The sequence below is a fragment of the Rubeoparvulum massiliense genome, from assembly GCF_001049895.1.
GTDB classification, from domain to species: domain Bacteria; phylum Bacillota; class Bacilli; order Rubeoparvulales; family Rubeoparvulaceae; genus Rubeoparvulum; species Rubeoparvulum massiliense.
On record NZ_CVPE01000006.1, the window covers coordinates 676,760 to 695,557 of the forward strand.

20 protein-coding genes and 1 pseudogene are annotated in these 18,798 nt (G+C 43.8%); 9 read left to right on the forward strand and 12 right to left on the reverse strand.

Going from position 1 to position 18,798, the window contains the following annotated elements; genetic code table 11:
- Positions 1 to 16: 16 nt before the first annotated feature.
- Complete coding sequence (gene aroQ, locus BN1691_RS11040) at positions 17 to 457, reverse strand: type II 3-dehydroquinate dehydratase (RefSeq protein ID WP_048602266.1); 441 nt, start codon at positions 455 to 457, stop codon at positions 17 to 19.
- Positions 458 to 579: 122 nt separating this feature from the next.
- Positions 580 to 933, reverse strand: coding sequence for a c-type cytochrome (locus BN1691_RS11045; protein ID WP_048602267.1), 354 nt, complete (start codon positions 931 to 933; stop codon positions 580 to 582).
- 168 nt (positions 934 to 1,101) lie between these two features.
- On the opposite strand from BN1691_RS11045, the gene BN1691_RS11050 reads away from it, so the two are divergent.
- From BN1691_RS11050 to BN1691_RS11060, 3 genes are all read left to right on the forward strand, one after another.
- Positions 1,102 to 2,205 carry a S8 family peptidase gene (locus BN1691_RS11050; protein WP_048602268.1) on the forward strand — a complete coding sequence of 368 codons (1,104 nt, stop codon included), beginning with the start codon at positions 1,102 to 1,104 and terminating at the stop codon, positions 2,203 to 2,205.
- Positions 2,206 to 2,300: 95 nt separating this feature from the next.
- Complete coding sequence (locus BN1691_RS11055) at positions 2,301 to 3,239, forward strand: DUF1385 domain-containing protein (protein WP_048602269.1); 939 nt, start codon at positions 2,301 to 2,303, stop codon at positions 3,237 to 3,239.
- Between the two features lie 18 nt (positions 3,240 to 3,257).
- Entirely contained in the window at positions 3,258 to 3,563 is a 306-nt protein-coding gene (locus tag BN1691_RS11060) for a hypothetical protein (RefSeq protein ID WP_048602270.1), read from the forward strand.
- A 30-nt stretch (positions 3,564 to 3,593) separates the two neighbouring features.
- Here the strand turns inward: BN1691_RS11060 and BN1691_RS11065 are convergent, their stop codons facing one another.
- Positions 3,594 to 4,514, reverse strand: coding sequence for a patatin-like phospholipase family protein (locus BN1691_RS11065; RefSeq protein WP_231638422.1), 921 nt, complete (start codon positions 4,512 to 4,514; stop codon positions 3,594 to 3,596).
- Positions 4,515 to 4,573: 59 nt separating this feature from the next.
- Positions 4,574 to 5,602: a spore photoproduct lyase gene (gene splB, locus BN1691_RS11070; RefSeq protein ID WP_231638397.1), complete on the reverse strand. Its 1,029-nt coding sequence runs from the start codon at positions 5,600 to 5,602 to the stop codon at positions 4,574 to 4,576.
- Positions 5,603 to 5,800: 198 nt separating this feature from the next.
- Between splB and BN1691_RS14185 the strand changes: the two genes are divergently transcribed.
- Positions 5,801 to 5,899, forward strand: a complete 99-nt coding sequence (locus BN1691_RS14185) for a YjcZ family sporulation protein (RefSeq protein ID WP_076850180.1) — start codon at positions 5,801 to 5,803, stop codon at positions 5,897 to 5,899.
- Positions 5,900 to 6,023: 124 nt separating this feature from the next.
- On the opposite strand, the gene BN1691_RS11075 is transcribed toward BN1691_RS14185, so the two are convergent.
- Positions 6,024 to 6,224, reverse strand: a complete 201-nt coding sequence (locus BN1691_RS11075; RefSeq protein WP_048602273.1) for a cold-shock protein — start codon at positions 6,222 to 6,224, stop codon at positions 6,024 to 6,026.
- Between the two features lie 633 nt (positions 6,225 to 6,857).
- Between BN1691_RS11075 and BN1691_RS14190 the strand changes: the two genes are divergently transcribed.
- Positions 6,858 to 7,295 carry a C40 family peptidase gene (locus BN1691_RS14190; RefSeq protein WP_076850181.1) on the forward strand — a complete coding sequence of 146 codons (438 nt, stop codon included), beginning with the start codon at positions 6,858 to 6,860 and terminating at the stop codon, positions 7,293 to 7,295.
- Between the two features lie 152 nt (positions 7,296 to 7,447).
- On the opposite strand, the gene BN1691_RS13925 is transcribed toward BN1691_RS14190, so the two are convergent.
- Positions 7,448 to 8,308, reverse strand: coding sequence for a M15 family metallopeptidase (locus tag BN1691_RS13925; protein ID WP_053083755.1), 861 nt, complete (start codon positions 8,306 to 8,308; stop codon positions 7,448 to 7,450).
- A 187-nt stretch (positions 8,309 to 8,495) separates the two neighbouring features.
- Here BN1691_RS13925 and panD point away from each other — a divergent pair, with 187 nt between their 5' ends.
- Together panD and BN1691_RS11095 are read left to right on the forward strand one after the other, a co-directional pair.
- Complete coding sequence (gene panD / locus BN1691_RS11090) at positions 8,496 to 8,870, forward strand: aspartate 1-decarboxylase (protein WP_048602274.1); 375 nt, start codon at positions 8,496 to 8,498, stop codon at positions 8,868 to 8,870.
- Positions 8,871 to 8,886: 16 nt separating this feature from the next.
- Positions 8,887 to 9,639 carry a YheC/YheD family protein gene (locus BN1691_RS11095; RefSeq protein WP_048602275.1) on the forward strand — a complete coding sequence of 251 codons (753 nt, stop codon included), beginning with the start codon at positions 8,887 to 8,889 and terminating at the stop codon, positions 9,637 to 9,639.
- 209 nt (positions 9,640 to 9,848) lie between these two features.
- Here the strand turns inward: BN1691_RS11095 and BN1691_RS11100 are convergent, their stop codons facing one another.
- The 5 genes from BN1691_RS11100 to BN1691_RS11120 form a co-directional block, all read right to left on the reverse strand.
- Positions 9,849 to 12,347: an adenosylcobalamin-dependent ribonucleoside-diphosphate reductase gene (locus BN1691_RS11100; protein WP_048602806.1), complete on the reverse strand. Its 2,499-nt coding sequence runs from the start codon at positions 12,345 to 12,347 to the stop codon at positions 9,849 to 9,851.
- A 248-nt stretch (positions 12,348 to 12,595) separates the two neighbouring features.
- Positions 12,596 to 13,477 carry a metal ABC transporter permease gene (locus tag BN1691_RS11105; protein WP_048602276.1) on the reverse strand — a complete coding sequence of 294 codons (882 nt, stop codon included), beginning with the start codon at positions 13,475 to 13,477 and terminating at the stop codon, positions 12,596 to 12,598.
- Positions 13,467 to 14,402, reverse strand: a complete 936-nt coding sequence (locus tag BN1691_RS11110) for a metal ABC transporter permease (protein WP_048602277.1) — start codon at positions 14,400 to 14,402, stop codon at positions 13,467 to 13,469. Before BN1691_RS11110 ends, BN1691_RS11105 begins: the two co-directional genes overlap by 11 nt.
- Before the next feature lie 5 nt (positions 14,403 to 14,407).
- The gene (locus BN1691_RS11115; RefSeq protein WP_048602278.1) at positions 14,408 to 15,178 is read right to left on the reverse strand and encodes a metal ABC transporter ATP-binding protein; all 771 of its coding nucleotides are present in this window, start codon (positions 15,176 to 15,178) and stop codon (positions 14,408 to 14,410) included.
- Between the two features lie 18 nt (positions 15,179 to 15,196).
- A complete protein-coding gene (locus BN1691_RS11120; protein WP_231638398.1) occupies positions 15,197 to 16,150 on the reverse strand; it encodes a metal ABC transporter solute-binding protein, Zn/Mn family in 954 nt (317 codons plus the stop codon).
- A gap of 534 nt (positions 16,151 to 16,684) precedes the next feature.
- On the opposite strand from BN1691_RS11120, the pseudogene tnpA reads away from it, so the two are divergent.
- A pseudogene (gene tnpA, locus BN1691_RS14195) lies at positions 16,685 to 17,060 on the forward strand (IS200/IS605 family transposase).
- Positions 16,948 to 18,024 (forward strand): RNA-guided endonuclease TnpB family protein, encoded by a 1,077-nt coding sequence (locus tag BN1691_RS11125; RefSeq protein WP_048602280.1) that lies wholly within the window; start codon positions 16,948 to 16,950, stop codon positions 18,022 to 18,024. The pseudogene tnpA and the gene BN1691_RS11125 overlap by 113 nt, the downstream one beginning before the upstream one ends.
- A gap of 83 nt (positions 18,025 to 18,107) precedes the next feature.
- On the opposite strand, the gene BN1691_RS11130 is transcribed toward BN1691_RS11125, so the two are convergent.
- Positions 18,108 to 18,788, reverse strand: a complete 681-nt coding sequence (locus BN1691_RS11130; RefSeq protein WP_076850182.1) for an ATP-binding cassette domain-containing protein — start codon at positions 18,786 to 18,788, stop codon at positions 18,108 to 18,110.
- Positions 18,789 to 18,798: the final 10 nt, after the last annotated feature.

Sequence of the window (18,798 nt, forward strand, 5' to 3'; positions counted from 1 at the left end):
CTCAATTCTTCCTGCTCTATCTTTGCGTACGGAGGTGATGTAGCAATGCTAAGAGGGCTAATTCATAGCCATACCAACCCATTCCACTAATCTGTCCTATCACCACAGGCGCAATCACCGACTGATGACGGAATGATTCCCGTTGATAAATATTACTGATATGTACTTCTACGGTAGGGGTATTGATACTGGCTAGTGCATCACGAATGGCATAATTATAGTGTGTCCATGCTCCTGGATTAATAATTATTCCGTCTGCTTCCTCATGAGCATGATGAATCATCTCGATCATTTCACCCTCATGGTTGGTCTGAAATGGGATAATCTCCACATCATGTTGGATTCCTACATGGAGCATATGCTGGTTGATCTCATCCAGCGTTATGCTCCCATACACCTCTGGTTCTCGTATGCTAAGTAGGTTGAGATTAGGACCATGTAATAGGAATAGTTTCATAGCATCACATCCTCCCTATATGGAATGTATTGTATCATATTTACTGTTGGAAATAACAGAGTTCCTGAAGATGAAGAAAGACCAAAGTAGCCACCTTGGTCTTCGTTCTATGCAATATATTTTTACTTTTGCTCTGCGAGCCATGCAGCCATTGCTTGTAGCTCTTCATCAGTGAAATTACCTTTTTGAGCAGGCATCGCACCACGACCATCACGAATGACTTGGTAAATTTCATCTTGAGAGAGACGAGAGCCTACATCATTCAAGGCTGGCATAGCACCTTGACCTTCTAAGTTACCACCGTGACAACCAAGGCAAGAACTGCCTTTTACCAATTTTTCACCATCGAGTGCTGTTGCAGGAGCTGAAGTCTCAGTTTGTGGAGCATCTGTTGCTTTATCTCCGCCAGAGGAACAGGCTGATAACAGTCCGATGGAAAGAATGAGGGCAAAACAGGTAAGCAATACTTTTTTCATCTTGTCACCTCCTTCCACTCACCTGTATATCTTATCAGGATTTACCTTCACAAAAAAGACATAAAGGCTTGTGTTCACAGGTTTGTCACACATTCATTCACCCCTACATACCCTGTACCATACATGAAGTACTAGGGGAGGTAGGCGCTTATCGAACAACTGCCTTCATTGCTTTGTCGTATTGGACAAAAGAATTTTGCAACACAGAGTACACGAATTATTCTCCATGTTCCACAGCGCTCCCTTTATCAGGAATGCTGTCATGCACTACAAACTGCGCGAATCGGCTATAAGCCTTATTTCTATTTCAATATGATCCTCCTACCTGTGAAGGAAGAGAGTCTCTTACGTCTGATTCGCAAGCATGCAGAGGTTGGCGTGGTGGAGCTCGACCAGCCTGTTCATCATGCACCGATCCGGTCAGGAGGCGCGCAAAATCAAGACCCCCTATGGAATCTGAAAGCCATCGATGCCCTCTCATTACCTATCAATCAATTACCTTATCGCCCCAAAATCGGCGTCATCGATACGGGTATCAGCTCACATCGAGATTTAACCGTCCTACGCAAATGGGGACGAAATTTTGTCACTCCCCATGGAAGAACCTATGATGATAATGGTCATGGCACCCATGTAGCAGGTATCATTGCAGCAAAGCGTGGTCCTCGCGATAGCTTTGGTGTTGCCCGTGGCTTTCCCCTCATCCCCTTGAAGGCATTTAATGATCAAGGCATGGCTTTTACCTCAGACATTATTGCAAGCATTGAATATGCCATTCGTCATCGTATTAAGATCCTAAACATGAGCTTTGGTTTTGAACGGACACAGGCTTCCATGCATCAAGCCATCCGTGCTGCTTATCAAAATGGGATGATCATGGTAACCGCTGCTGGTAACACAGGGCGACAAGGAGTGGATTATCCTGCCCGTTACCCAGAGACCATCACCGTAACCTCCATGAATCAACAGCATACCATCTCAACCTTCTCAAGCTTTGGCGGACAGGTAGATCTTGCTGCTCCTGGAGAAGGAATTATCTCCACCTGGCGTCATCATCGCTATCAAACGCTGAGCGGTACCTCCATGGCGGCTGCCCATGTGTCAGGTGTAATCGCTCTACTCTGTGCTCGCTATCCCAAGCTAACCTCACAGGAAGCGCTGCATATTTTAAAACGAACAGCCCATCCTCTCCCCCACATGAGCCACCTACGACAGGGAGCAGGAGTCGTTCAAGCGAAAAGTGCTCTTCAATATTTAGAACAGATCCTTTAAAATCAAGCTATACATTGAAAAAACACTCTCATGGGTGTTTATTTTTCTATTGATATAGTAAAATATAGTTAAAGTAAAAAGGTTGGTGATATCGTTTGGCCAAGCAACCAGTAGCGTATGGAGGACAGGCCGTCATCGAAGGCGTGATGTTTGGTGGAAAGCATTCTACAGTAACAGCCATTCGCCGAAAGGATCGGTCCATCGAATATTTTTCATTACCTAAAAAAAGTTATAAAGGCTGGTATGCCAAAGCGCGAAAAATTCCATTCCTCCGAGGAATTTTTGGGATTATCGAAGCCAGTGCCAACGGCTCAAAGCATCTTAATTTTGCAGCAGAACGCTATGACGTTGAGCCTGGTGAAGAGGAGTATACACCGCAGGAATCATCAAAACTGGTAGAAATCTTGGGAATTGCTGTGGTTGGGGTTCTTTCCTTCTTCTTTGGTAAGCTTTTATTTACTGTGGTTCCCGCTTTACTAGAGGAGTATCTCTTTCGTACCTTTCCCCTCAGCTTTGTCATTCATAATTTGATTGAGGGTGGTATCAAAATTATCCTGCTCCTGATCTATCTATTTGCCATCAGTCGTACACCCATTATAAAACGACTCTTTCAATATCATGGGGCTGAGCATAAGGTGATCAATGCTTTTGAGGCAGGGAAGGATCTGACCGTAGCCAATGTCCAAGCAGCAAGTCGCCTTCACTACCGCTGTGGCAGTAGCTTCATCATTTTTAGTGTACTTGTGGGTGTAGCGATCTACTCCTTCTTTGAATGGGATAGTACTTGGGAACGGATCTGGATCCGCATCCTCTTGATTCCTGTAGTACTTGGTGTATCCTATGAGGTCTTACAATTAACCAATAAAGTGCGGGATATCCAAGGATTACAGTGGCTAGGATATCCTGGCCTCTGGCTCCAATATCTAACCACTAGTGAACCTACCGATGACCAAGTAGAGGTATCTATCGCCTCATTCAACAAAATGAGACAAATGGAAATGGAGTATGATGCAGATAATACATTCGTTATCTGAGTAAAGGAGTTGGACAGTATGGGTAAGAAAAATCAAGTTTTCTTGGCCATCCTTCTCATTCTCTCTGCTTTCGGACTGATTTGGACATTGATCTATGATGCAAAATCTCTCCTTATCCAAATCACAGCCATCCTCACTGCCTTCGCCTTGCTCTATTTAATCTTTCGCAGTCAGAATAAGCGACCATTTCACAAAACTGACCCTTATAATGCTGCACTTCGGCGTCAACAGAAAAAAACGCATACTCACAAGGAGCATGTCGCAAGAAGCAGAAAAAGGACAAAAGAGTATCCCTTCAAAGTGATTGATGGAAACAAAAAATAACGCAGAGGTGAATATTCATCTCTGCGTTTCTTATACTGGACGGTAGCGCTCTTCCTGCCGCGCTTGGTAAACTGGAAAAGACCAGTCGAACAAAAATCGTTCCGCTGCTTCCCTCCCCTGTTCAATCAGCCAATGCTGCTCCTCCTCACTCAAGCTAAACTGTGTTGCACGAATCGAACCTGTAGGAATAAAGATGGTCCGCAACGCATCCATGGACTGTACATACCGTTCATCATGTGCATCACGCATGGTGGCGAGAATTGCCTTCATGTAGGAGAAGAAGTGGGTAATACGCATGGTGGAATTGGGCGCTGATCCCTTCGTGGCAACACGAAAGCCAAAGGTTGGCCAACGAGGCTTCGTAGGCTGATCAAATAACCAAACGGGGTAGTTGCTGGTCACTCCTCCATCTACCAGCCAATTTACCTGACCTTCTAGTTTTAGTGGTACAGGCTCAAAGAAAAAGGGAAGGGCGCAGCTAATGCGAATGGCAAAGGCTACAGAGATCTCTCCTGGTTCCTTCCCTATTTTGAGCAGATCATCTGGCCAGACCATCATTTGCTGAGTAGAAATATTGGAGATGATCACCTTCAATCGATCAGGTGGTAGATCGGCAAATGTCTGGATTCCCTTGTGCATTAGATGCTGATTAAGCCAATTCTCTAAGCCAGTTCCCTTATAGATACCCTTCTTGACCAACAGACGAAGATTCTTACCGAGATAGGGTACATAATGAATCCATTCCTTTTTAAGCAGCTGTGGTAACTGTAATTGGCTCATAATCTTTTCTAGTTCTTTCCCGTTATACCCTGCTGCTAACATGCCTGCCACAATGGACCCTGAACTGGTTCCAGCCAAACGATGCCAATGAAAGCCTGCATGCTCTAGCATTTGTACTGCACCTACAAATGCGATTCCCCGTACACCTCCCCCTTCAAAGACAGCATCCACCTTCAATGGTACGCCCCCTCCCCTACGCCTTACTACTATTTATGTAGGTGGAGGTAAGTTCATGTAAAATACTCAGTCACTGCCTCAGGAAAGTAAGCTTGAATCTGTCCACGAAAAAACTCCTCTAGCTCATGTAGATCTTGTTTAGGATACATATACTTAACGCGTCCATAACGTCCCCACTTCTTCTCCCGCTCCTCTTCATTCATCTCCAGTGAGGTCCTGGGATAGTGCTGAAGAATAATATTCTTCGCTGTCATGGTATAGCGATGGCTGATCAATTCGAAGGTGATCGGTTCCACCACCTGTGCTTGCAGCTGTTCTGCCATTTTCTCGAACATCTCTGTATAAGCGTCACGCCATTCGGGAAAGCGGAAGATCGGGGCAATTATAAAACCCAGTGGATAACCTGCTTGCGCCACTTGATTAGCCGCAGCGATACGCTGTTCCAAGGAGGAAGTATTGGGCTCGAACTGCTTCGTAATCGTGGCAGCATTCATACTGAAGCGAAAGCGAGTATGCCCTTGATGTTCAATCCTTAATAATGGTTCCACCCAATGATACTTCGTGACAAAGCGGAGACGGCCCAAAGGCTGCTCAGCGAAGAACTGAATAGCCTTAGCCAAGTTACCAGTAAGATGCTCAAGACTTAAGGGATCTGAGGTACATGCCGCTTCGAAGCGCGTCACCTCTGGTGCCCGTTCGTTGATGTACTTCGCCGCTTGTTCCAAGATTTCATCGGTGTTCACATAGATCCGAAGATAGGGCTTCTTACCCATGGTGGACTGAAGATAGCAATAATGACAGTGACCCATACAGCCTGTAGCAAGAGGAAGTGCATATTCAGCTGAAGGTAAGGAGGGTTCGAATTTGAGGGTATGACGTACACCGATGACCAGCGTACGTTTTGCATTACGATACTGTTCTAATTCTGTCTCACCTGGAATTCCTCGTACCTGGTTATGCGAGGTGGTTTTCTGAATGGGGATATTGAGCTTACGGAAGTATTGGTAGAGCTCCTTCCCTAAGGGATACTCTAAGCTGGCTGGCTCAAAGAAAACCCGGTCTGGTTGAAATGGAAGTCTCACTCTATCCACTCCTTTTACCCTTTATGTTAATTGGTGATGTGCTTGTACTTCATAGTAGGATTAGGTCTTCCCCTACATCATCACCTTCATACATAATCAGCACTCCCAGATTTGGGCTAGGGATTGGGCGTTTGTCTCATGGCTAATTGGGTAAATCCCACATAAATTGATAGTGGAAATGCGAAAGGAGGGAAGGATATGTCAGCTTGTGGAGGCGGAGGTTATGGCGGAGGGTTTACTCTCATCTTGGTTCTATTCATCCTGTTAGTGATTATCGGTGCATCACTATATGCCTAATGGAGCTGGATGAACATAAGGGCGGCTGTATAGCTGCCCTATTTCATTGATCCTAAAAAAGCGGTCAAAAAAACAGCTTCAGATGATTCTGAAGCTGTTTTATACGTTAGTATTCAAACTCGGCTTATAGTTTAGTTACGTTAGCAGCTTGAGGTCCGCGTTCACCTTGAACGATTTCAAAGCTTACTCGTTGGCCCTCATCCAGTGTTTTGAAGCCATCACCTTGGATTGCAGAGAAGTGTACGAATACATCGTCCCCACCTTCAACAGCGATAAAGCCATAGCCTTTTTCTGCATTAAACCACTTAACGATACCTTCTTGCATTTTCAATTTCCTCCTAACGCCTTGCACGTTCGTCGTGCAAAAACCTTGAATTTACTTATCAAACAAGGTGAACTCCATACTGGATTTGAACCCTATCTGACTACGATTAATATACTATGTTTCATGGGAGAAGTCAAACCCAATGTGATGCAAAGGCATGAAAAATAACCACTATTTTCTTTAGAAATATCTGGCATCATGAACCTTTTTACAACACTTTGGTTTTGTATATTATGGTTCAAAATCCAACTTTGATCATCTTGCCTTGTCTTGACTCCATCATAAGTTTTCCCCTGAAATAGCATTTCATACGTATATTAGTCCACCTAAAGATTTCCATATTGATCATCTGAATTTCTCCTAACTCAAACAATATTTTTCTTACATATCTGTTTTATTTTTACTTACGTGAAATGTATCACTTATCAGGAATATTAACGTGTTCCTCCATTTTCGAGCATCCAGAATACTCCATATTTCTTCCTAAATAATGGTGAGTGGTAAGGATTACCAACCCTTAACCAGAAAAACTCATGTTAGAATGCTAGGCAAGGAGGAGATGTAAATGAACAGCAAATTCAAAAAGATGATTCTGGTACTCGTGTTCTTTTTGGAATCCTGGCCACATTTCCAATGCCTAGTCATGCAGCTACTGCTATACAAAGCAGTAGTACTACAAATCAGCTCATACAATTTGGGCTACGTTATCTAGGAACCCCCTATGAATTTGGCTCTAATCGTTATACCACCACAACCTTCGATTGCTCTGACTTTGTTCGATACACGTATAAGCAAGTGACAGGTATTGTTTTGCCCATGGATTCTCGAAAGCAAGCCACCTATGTGAAGCAATATGGCCATGATCTTACGACAAAGTGGACAAAGCTCAAAGTAGGTGACATCATGTTCTTCACTTCACCAACCACAGGTAAGGTGTACCATGTAGGACTTTACATGGGAAATGGTAAGGTCCTCCATACCTATTCTTTGAAAAGCGGCGGTGTCCGTATCGACAAAATTGATGGCACATGGCTAGAACGACGCTTCTATTTTGGCGGTAGTCTCTTATAACGATAGCGATTGACTACGACGAATACTCGTCACGAATTAGTGAAGAAGTAGGTTGATATTAAAAAAGCCTCTCACAAATACAGTGATATGCTCCCCTTGTGGTAGACAGTTGAAATAATAACACTGTTTATCATAAGGAGGAGCTTTATTTTTTACTTCGCCTCCAGATACTCCTCTAGACAAATTCCTCTTTCTTTGATTTCAGCAGCTACTTCTTTCCCTACGAATCTATAATGCCAAGGCTCGTAGCCTATTCCAGTAATTTCACTTTTATCAGTAGGATAACGGAGAATAAAGCCGTATTTATAGCTGTTTTCCATAAGCCACTGTTGCTCCGATGTGTTCTCTTGTGATTGATCAAGATTTTGATTGCTTACAGCAACAATATCAACAGCCAAGCCGAGTTGATGCTCACTGGTGCCTGGTGTTGCTACCCATTTGCCAGCTTCGATGACAGCATCCTCTTCGGAATAACCTTGAGATTGATAATTCTTAACCTGATTGTTAAATAATCTGGCTTGCTTATCCATTGTGCGATATGAAGAACAAATGATTGGGGACAAGCCTGCTGCTCTGCAATCATCCATCATCTCCTGTAGATCAGGATAGATTCGCTCATCAACAGATTGACCATTTTTAAGCTGTATTAGGGTGATATCTAGATCATCGGGAATTGCGTGCCACGGATTGACCAGAACCAAATTCCACCCTTCGGAAGAGGGATTGTTATGATCACTAGTTCTTAATGTTGGTGTTTTTATCTCAGGATTTGTATTGCTCGTATTCGTATTGCTCGTATTCGTATTGCTCACATTATTATTTCCCGTATTGGTTTGCTCCAAGGTCTTTTGTTGCTCTTGCGAAGATTCTTCCTGCATCAATGTTAGTACACTTACAATCGCAATGGTACAAAACAGAATACTTATTAAAAGTAGAAGAAGGCTGCTTTTTTGTCGCCTTGCCTTATGCCCCTGTTTCGAATGCTGCTGTTGCTTTTTTACTGTTTCATTCATGTTTCGATGCCCCATTTTGTAAAGTCTTGTTTGTAAATCTTGTTTGATCAATTATAACATGCTAACGTGCCCCAGCGCTTTTTCTTAAAATTCGGTAAGGTGGGAGATATCCTTCACTCAGTTATGCTCATAGAATGTATCATCGTGCATGAATTTGGATAAGGGGCATCGATAAGGAGGCATTGGGATGTTACGTTTGATTTGTAAGGGGAAAATTCATCTTGGAACGGTAACAACAGCAAAGTTAGATTATGAAGGCAGTATTGCCATTGATTCATCATTGATGGAGCGTATCAATCTCCTTCCATTTGAAATGGTGCAGGTGACCAATCTTTCCAATGCAGTACGTTGGGAAACATATGCCATTCCTGCACCAGCAGGCTCCTGTGAAATCAGTTTAAACGGCCCGCCTGCCCGTCTTTTTCAGCCCGGAGATCGCGTAATCATTCTTAGTATGGCTTACGTAGATGAAGCCGAACTTCCAACGATTCAACCCAAGGTACTCATATTAGACGAGCAAAATCGAATCCTCGATCAGCAAGAGCATATCATCCTTAGATAAGGAGGAAACACCACCATTGGCAGATGCAATGAAATGGGAAAAGCATCAAATCCTGCAACGAAATTCGCTGCTTAAAGCAGCCTTGCCACCTACCGAACTCCTCACGCATAAAAGCCTCACCCATTGGCTTAATCAATACGGAGTCGTGATGCTCAAGCCTTCAAGCGGTAGTGGCGGAGTAGGGATCATCAAAATCTCTTCATTGGGTAATGAACGGTATCAAGTCCACTATGGCCAACTCATACAAAGGTTTCGAAAGAAAAGTGAGCTAGCGAATTTTATTAAAGCAAGGACTCGCGGACGTACCTATCTGATTCAACGCTATATCCCACTGATTCAAATTGAAAATCGTCCTATGGATATCAGGGTCATGGTACAGCGCAATCTTCAAGAAATGGGTTCTTGGCATGTAACGGGCAAAGCAGTGAAGATTGCTGGAACAGGCTATGTTGTTACCAATGTCCACCGTAGCAAAGGAACAGTCCTTTCTCTGGAAGAAGCATTCCAACGCATACAATTGGAAGCTAATTTTACGATGGTCGAGATTCACCAACATTTAGATGAAATTGCACTCCAAACAGCAAAACAGCTACAAGCCTATTGCCCACGAACTCATAGTATTGGGCTAGATCTGGCTATCGATGGTGATGGGAGGGTTTGGATTATCGAGGCCAATCTTCGTCCAATGATCGGAATGTTTAAACACCTTCCTGATCAAAAAATCTATGAGCAGATCCGTCACCTTCGCTATCAGCATGAATCCAGTTGAGTGCTCTCGATAGAATAATAACACCCTGAGCTCCATTGAGATGGAATAAGAAAAGGCCAATAGAAAGGGGCGTTTCCATCGATCAGATGAACTGATCATGGGAACGCCCCTCTTGTTTAACGAATTGTACATTAATTACCGTCTTTGCGATATTCCTGAGTCTCTGCGAGATTCGCGATCTTTATTATCCTTGCAATAATGACGATGACTTAGCATCTTGAATAGCCACAATTAGCGCAGTGCTTACAACCTTCTTCATTGATGAGGGATGCGGAGCCGCACTCTGGACAGAGGTCGAAGCTTTCTGGTAGGTCATCATCCAGATCTAAAAATTCATCATGCTCTGCTGGCTGGAGGGTAGCTGTCTCTTCTTCATATGCATGATTATGCCTCATCTCCTCTTCACCGCCATGGATATGGAATTCTAACGCCTTCGCCACTGCATCAGCCACAGATTCAACACGATTAGGACCAAAGCCTACAGCGCCTGAGCCACCAATTCCCTTAAGGTGCTTAATCAGAAGATGAGACTTATTACCATTAGGCAGTTCACCAAAGCGAAGGAAGAGCGTGGAAACCCGTCCAAGGGCCTCTGCCATGGCAAATACGTCACTACCAGCCTTTCCAACATTGACGATTACTTCAAAGGGCTTGCCTTCAACATCATTGATGGTGATATAGGCTTTCCCCAATGGCGTTACCATCTTATAGGTAGCACCCTGGAGCACTTTAGGACGACGGCGGTACTCTTTCCCATTCTCCTCTTGCTTCACTTCCTGTTTCTTCTCATCCTTGGTATCCTTACTGGTCAATAATACTTGTTCGTCACGGCTACCATCACGATAGATGGTTACACCCTTACAGCCGAGATCATAGGCATATTCATAGAGTGCTTTTGTTTCTTCCACGGTAAAATCAGCAGGTGCATTGGCTGTTTTACTAATGGAGGAATCCACCCAACGTTGAATCGATGCTTGGACGCGAATATGATCATCCGCAGAGAGATCCATGGCAGTAACGAAGTAATCGGGTACCTCCTCATCAGGATGCTCATCCAGCCAATTTTTCATGATGGGCACATACTGCTTGTCCAAGCCAAGACGGCTTTGGCGGAAATATTCGAAGGCGTAGTAAGGTTCAATCCCTGTTGAAGTACCAACCATCGTCCCGGTGGAACCTGTTGGTGCTTGGGTTAACAAGGTTACATTACGGATTCCCTTCGTACGAATGGCTTCATGCACTTCTGCATCCATCCCTTGTATGAATCCACTTTGTAAATATTTATCCACGTCAAAAGCCTTAAAAGAGCCCTTCTCTTCAGCAATCTCTGTAGAGGCAAGGTAGGCTTCCTTCGCAATGAAACCATAGAGCTTATCAAGAAACTCTAAGGATTCTGGACTTCCATAGCGGATCTTCAATTGGATTAGCATTTCGGCAAGGCCCATACTCCCAAGACCAACACGACGCTCATTCATTTGATTCTTATAATTCTCTTCAAAATGGTAAGGGGTAGCATCGATGACATTATCCAAGAAGCGGACAGATAGGCGTACCACTTCTCCAAGCTTGTCCCACTCTACCTCGCCATCCTTGACGAATTTGGCTAAATTTATGGAAGAAAGATTGCAGACACCCCAAGCAGGTAAGCCTTGCTCTGCACAGGGATTGGTGGAGATGATGGGATTAAAATACCAGCTATTGGACATTTTATTGTAGTATTCAAGGAAAACAACACCAGGCTCGGCTGATTTCCAGGCTGATTCAATAATCTGATGCCAGATATGGCGGGCTTTCACGGTTTTATAAACGACGACCTTTTTGCCTTGTTCCTTCCATTTATTGAGGTCGCCATCCCAGAGCTCATCATATTCAGGATCAGAGGTGTCGGGGAAGAGAAGATCCCATTCCTGATCCTCCTTCACTGCTTGCATGAAGGCATCACTGATGGCAACGGAAAGGTTGGCATTGGTGATCTGTGTATTATCTTGTTTTACCCGGATGAATTCTAGTAGATCAGGGTGCCAGTCATTCAACATCAACATCAAGGCACCGCGACGAGAGCCACCTTGCTCGATTAAACCGGTGGTATAACTAAAGAGTCCTCCCCAAGAGACTGAACCGCTTGAGGAACCATTCACACCTCGTACAAGGGAACGGCGTGGACGTAATGAGCTTAGGTTAATTCCTACACCACCGCCACGGGACATAATCTCTGTCATTTCAGAAAGTGTGGCCATAATTCCACCACGGCTATCCTTCGGTGAAGGGATGACATAACAGTTAAAGAGTGTCAATTCATCACTAGCTCCTGCACCTGCAGCAATACGGCCGCCAGGAACCAACTTCCAATCTTCTAGCAGATAGCGGAACTTCTCGGTCCACTCTTCCTGCTTCTCTGGCTTCTCCACTGCAGCAATGGCACGAGCCAAACGATCCCACATTTGAACTGGATTGGTCTCTAATGGCTTCATACAATGCTCTTTCTTCACCTTGATCACTTCACCACTCCGTAATTGAACATGAACAAAGCCCTCTTCTTTATCGAGAATCTCTCCAACTTCTTTCTTTGGAAATTTGGGGTCGTCCTTGGTTAAAGCAATGACCGTATCCCCTACATGTAGATTCTCTGCGTCCAAATCCTTCATGGCATAACGATCCAAAAAGATCTTTTCACTAAGACCTTCCAACTGGTACTTCGCTGCGTCCATCTTGACACCTCCACCAATTCTTCCAGGCAGAATAATCACTTGATGATCTCGAAAAATATCAAAATATGTACCTGGACATGCTTTTAAAGTCTTATTCACCATACCATATTTTCGTGAAAAAAATCAATATATTGTGTGGTAAATTTTCTTCGTTTCTAGATATTGTTTTTGACGAGATATTGTCAAGAAACTTTCGACCTATTTTTTTGTGAAATTAGGTCTAAGTGTACAAAGAAAAAAGCGCCAACTTAATTGGCGCTTTCACGTATACGTTTCCGTAGTAAATAGCGAATAAAGATCCCTTGGTTCGGTGAAAAACAAAAGCTGAAGATGAAGAGAAGAGCAGCAGATACGCTCATCATTCCTGCGATGCTCACATCAAACAAAGCAGCTAACCAATAACCTGAGACTGCAGATAATACACCGAAGAACACACTCAATACGAGCATCCTATGAAAACGATTGGTCCATAGGTAGGCGATGGCCCCAGGAACAATCAACATAGCAACGACGAGGATCGCCCCTACACTCTCAAAGGCAGCCACCGTATTGAGGGAGACTAAACCCATGGCTAGATAATGAAAGAAAAGTACGGGAATCCCTAGAGAACTTGCCAGTAATGGATCGAATGAGGTGATCTTCAACTCCTTATAAAATAGGAAGATTAGAAATAGGGTAATGAGAAACACGCTTCCCATGACCCAAACCGCCTTCGGTAATGTAATCCCTCCTAAAGTGATAAGATAGTAAGGTTCATAGGCAATCTCGCCATAGAGAACATGCTGTAAATCAAGATGAACACTATCGGCAAAGAGCGATAGCAGAACCACTCCCATGGCAAAGAGAGCTGTAAAGCTAATTCCAATAGCCGCTTCCGTTTGGATCCCGAGATGCTCCATCCCTTGAATAAAGATGGTTGCAAGCAAGCCAAATACTGCTGCTCCCAACACCATCACTGGTGTAGACATGCTATTACTAAAGAGAAAGGCGATGACAATCCCTGGTAAGACCGCATGGCTGATGGCATCACCAACCATGGAGAGCTTCCGCAAGACCATCAGACTCCCGATCAATCCACAGGAGCCGGCTACGAGAGAACCAATCAAAATCACCCAAAGATCATGACTCAATCATCCTCGCCTCCTTCCTTTCCATCCGTTCTTCCACATAGGCCTGCTTAATCCGTAGTTTACGTAGCTTTTCCATCAAGAGGCCTCGTTGTGGGGCGAAGAGCAGACTGATGACAAAAATACCGACTGCCATTAATACAATCACAGGCCCCGTGGGCATCCGTGGTGTCAATGCACTTAGAAAAGTACCCAATAAACCAGAGAGACCACCAAAAAGTCCAGCTAAGATGACCATCACATCCAAACGTTCTGTCCAGTAACGAGCGGCCACAGCAGGAATGATGAGAAGAGCTGACATGAGGACCACCCCTACAGCTTGAAGGCCAATCACCACCGTCAAAACGATGAGCCACATCATCATCTGCTCAATCAAGACCACAGGATAGCCTAATCCGGTGGCAAACTCTCGATCAAAGCTAATCACCTTCAGTTCTTTAAAGAAAAGAAATGTAAGGGTGATGACAAAGAGAGCGATACTACCCATCCACATCACATCCTCTTTAACCAAGGATGCCGCCTTACCAAAGAGAAATGCATCTAAACCGCTCTGATTTCCTGATCCAGAGTGAGCCACCCGTGTTAAGAGCACAATTCCCAAGCCATAAAAGGAGGTCAACACAATCCCTAGAGCTGCATCTTGCTTAATCCGTGAGTATTTCGTGATGATTGTAATACAAGTTGAGCTTAACCATGCAGCAACAGCAGCGCCTAGCAAGAGCCATCCTAAGCTCTTACTCCCAGTTAGCATAAAGGCGATGACGATCCCAGGCAGTGTGGCATGGGCCATCACATCACCGATTAATGAATAACGTCGGAGATAAGCAAAGCTTCCCATTACGCCACTGCTAATTCCAAGCAAGAGACAAGCCATCATCACCCATTGAAAATTGGGCTGTTGAATCAAGTGAATCCATGTGTCCCACATCCTGCTCACCTCCCCTGTAAGATGGCCATTTCGCCCATCTCACTTAGCTGAGTAAGACGTCCTCCATAGGTATGCTGCAAGCGGTCCATCGTAAAGACTTCTTCTGTTGGACCAATGGCAATAAGGCACTTATTCAAGAGTATAACCCAATCAAAATAATCCTGAACCGTTTGGAGATCATGATGGACCACAATCACCGTCTTACCCTCTTGTTTTAAATGAGTTAACAAAGTAATAATGGCCTTCTCGGTAGCTGCATCCACGCCGACAAATGGTTCATCCATAAAGTAGAGCTGCGCATTCTGTGCCAAAGCCCGTGCTAAAAAGACCCGTTGTTGTTGCCCACCTGATAGCTGACTGATTTGCCGATTGGCAAACGGCGCCATCCCAACTTTCTCTAGCATCGCATAGGCCAGCGCCTTGTCTTCCTTCTTGACACGGCGCATCATCCCGATCTGACCGTAGCGCCCCATCACCACCACATCTAGTGCTGTGGTAGGAAAATCCCAATCCACCGAACCTCGTTGCGGGACATATCCCACCAGCTTCCGTTGCTGACGCAATGGTTTACCAGCGATCTTCACCTCACCTGAAAGCGTAGGAATAAACTCTAAAATTCCTTTAATCAAGGTGGACTTTCCTGCACCATTGGGTCCTATAATACCTACCAATTTACCTGGAGGAATCTGAAAGCTCACCTCCTCCACCACCCGCTGTTTATGATAAGCAATGCTCATATCCAGCACGTCCAAGATCGGTTCCTTGCTTGATTCCATCTACTTCACCTCTCCTTCCTAACGTAATGCCTGAACAATAGTATTCACATTATGACGGAACATCCCGAGGAAGGTGCCTTCTGGTGTACCTGCTTCCCCCATGGCATCGGAGAAAAGCTCGCCTCCAATTTTCACCTCATGTCCTTGTACCTTGGCTCCTTCAACTACTGCTTCAATGGCGGTTGGTGGGACACTCGACTCGATGAAGACCGCTTTAATCTTCCGTTCCACTAACATCTCTACAAGATTCTGAACATCCATCACACCATACTCAGCATCGGTACTGATCCCCTGCAGACCCACTACTTCCATCCCATATGCTTCGCCAAAATACCCAAAGGCATCATGGGCGGTGACCAAGACACGGGACTCTTCAGGAATAGTGGCAATGCTCTCTAAAGCATACTGATGTAATTCTTCGAGCTGTGTCATGTATGCCTCAGCATTCTGCTCGAAATCTGCTCGATGCTCGGGAGCTAGCTCAATCAGTCCATCGCGAACCCGTTCAGCTGCTCTCTTCCAGAGATTAAGATCAAACCAAATATGGGGATCATAGTGACCAGCAAATGCTTCTGGCTCCATCAATTCCTCATCGCCTAAGTATTCTGAAACAGCGATGGCTGGCTTTTGACTCGCCATGCGCACAAAGATATCAGCCATCTTTCCTTCTAAATTAAGCCCGTTATAAAAAATGATTTCGGCAGCTTCCATCTTGGCAATATCCCCTTGCGATGCTTTATAAAGATGAGGGTCAACACCAGGTCCCATTAAACCACGGACCTCAACATACTCACCGCCTACCTGTTCTACCATATCTGCAATCTGCCCAATGGTGGTCACAACGATGATCTTCCCATCGCTGTCCCCAGTATTTTCCCCTCTTTGCTGAACACTGTCAGAACTACATCCTACGCTAATCAACAACATCCCAATTAATAATAATGATAGTATGGCTTGCTTACTCTTCTTCAATGGACTCACCTCTCCTTAAATACATTGTTCAATAACCACGATTCATTCATACTTCTTTCACATTTGTCCGCATATGGGAATGTATCTTTCCCTCATGCAAATTTTTAATGAAAAAAAATTTAGAAATCCGCCCTTGGTTATTTAATATTGTATGATAATCATTCTCAATTTGCAATAGTAAAATAAAGTTTCGTACAGGAAACTATTCAAACTATTGAACTTATTTTAACGTAGTTTTTACTCACCTTGAATCCACGTAAACGTTGCAAATTTCAATGCTTCATACGTCTGCAATTCATCCACTTGGTCTGATGAATCATTCTGGATCATCACACTTCCATTACCGATTTTCCGAACGTGAAAGCCCACTATTGTGCGATAGCACACCCTTTAGGGGTGGGATGAAAGTGAGGTTGGATACGGAATATCACAGGAAACCGTATGTTAGTGGTACTGCAAGTATCCAAAACGTAACCTCACTTTTTTTCATATCTCATTGCTGTAGTTTTATTAATCAACCGATACAATGTGCATATGAACGAATACAGACGAACAAACACAACCGTATCATTAAATAAGTATCATTTCGTTTTTTTGCCCTCGATATAGAAGGAAAATATTCCTTCGTGCTGATGTAGAGAAACGCTTCAAACAGTTGGTACAAGAAATATGTGAAGAATTAGAAGCTGTCATTGTTGCTTTAGAGTGTGATAAAGACCATACACATATGTTTCTAAATGCACTGCCAACACTTAGTCCTGCTGGTATAATGGCAAAAAACAAGGGGGGTGAAACGTATGTCACAAACAATCACAGTGAAAGTCAAATTGCTTCCAACAAAAGAACAAACCTCTATCTTAACCGCTATGGGCAAAGAATATATCTCTACAATGAACACACTTGTTTCTGAAATGGTCGCTGAAAAGAAAAGCACGAAAAAGACGACAAAAGATGTCCCTGCACATCTTCCAAGTGCAGTGAAAAACCAAGCAATTCAAGATGCAAAAAGCGTGTTTCAAAAAGTGAAGAAAAGTAAATACACGATGATTCCTATCCTCAAGAAACCTGTTTGCGTATGGAATAACCAAAACTATTCATTGGACTCCTCTTATATCAATCTACCTTTGATGATGGATGGAAAAGCAAAGAAAGTGCCTATTCGTGCATTGTTGGTGGATAAACATAACCGTACTTTCGATTTGTTGAAGCACCAATTAGGTACACTTCGTATCACAAAAAAATCAAACAAATGGATTGCACAAATTTCCGTCACCATTCCTAGAAGTGAAGAAACAGGAACAAAGACAATGGGCGTAGATTTAGGTTTGAAAGTCCCTGCGGTTGCGGTAACAGAGGATGAAAAGGTCCGTTTCTTTGGGAATGGCAGACAGAACAAGTATGTCCGACGTATGTTCAAATCCAAACGCAAGAAATTAGGGAAACTAAAGAAATTAAACGCCATTCGCAATCTCGATGATAAAGAACAACGATATATGAAAGACCAAGACCACAAGGTTAGCCGTGCAATCATCAATTTTGCTAAAGAAAATAAGATTTCTGTCATTCGCTTAGAACAATTAGCGAACATCCGACAGACGGCAAGAACAAGCCGTAAAAACGAAAAGAATTTGCACAACTGGTCATTCTATCGCTTGTCTCAATTTATTGAATACAAAGCGAATTTAGCGGGTATTAAAGTGGAGTATGTGAATCCTGCCTACACAAGTCAAACATGTCCAAAGTGTTCCGCTAAAAATAAGGCACAGGACCGGAAATATACATGCGAATGTGGCTTCCAGAAACATAGGGATTTAGTCGGTGCGATGAATATTCGATACGCACCTGTGATTGATGGTCATAGTCAATCAGCCTAAGATGCTAGATGCACTGTCTTAGGAGGGGCAATGAGATGCCCTCATCTTGCAGGCTGTTCAAAACAGAAATGGACTGCGAACGCTTAGTCATGCAAGAATCCCACCCGGATACCGTAAGGTAGAGGGCTTGCGTCTTTAGACGTGGGAGTCTCAAGGACCTCATACTTCACATCAGCTAGCAATTGAATATCGTCCTTATTATGACTCGCAATGAGAATGGTCGCTCCTCGCTTCCGTTCCTCTCTTAAAATTGTTCTTACAAGCTGAAGACCCTCTTCATCCAATGCATTGGTAGGCTCATCGAGCACTAATAAGTCAGGAGCTTCCATCACTGCTTGAGCAATGGCAAGTCGTTGCTTCATACCTAGCGAGTATTTTTTTACAGGACGACGATCTTCTGGCTCCAAACCAACTCGGCGAATCGCTGCCTTAATCTCTTCCAAGCTAATCTTTTGCTGAATTGATGCAAGAATCTTCAGATTTTCTAGCCCTGTATACTCCTCCCAGAATGCTGGGTTTTCAATAATCACCCCAATGCTTTCTGGAAAGGAAATATCATGGTATAGTTGCTTTCCATTGAATAGAATCGTGCCACTGCTTGGCTTAATTAAGCCGCTGATCGCACGAAATAACATGGTCTTCCCTAATCCGTTCCGACCAAAGAATCCATAGATAGTTGCACGCTCCAATGTTAGATTAATATCTTGGAGAATAGGCTGTTTCTTAATCACTTTACTAACTTCGATTAACTGTACTACACTCATTGAAAATCAC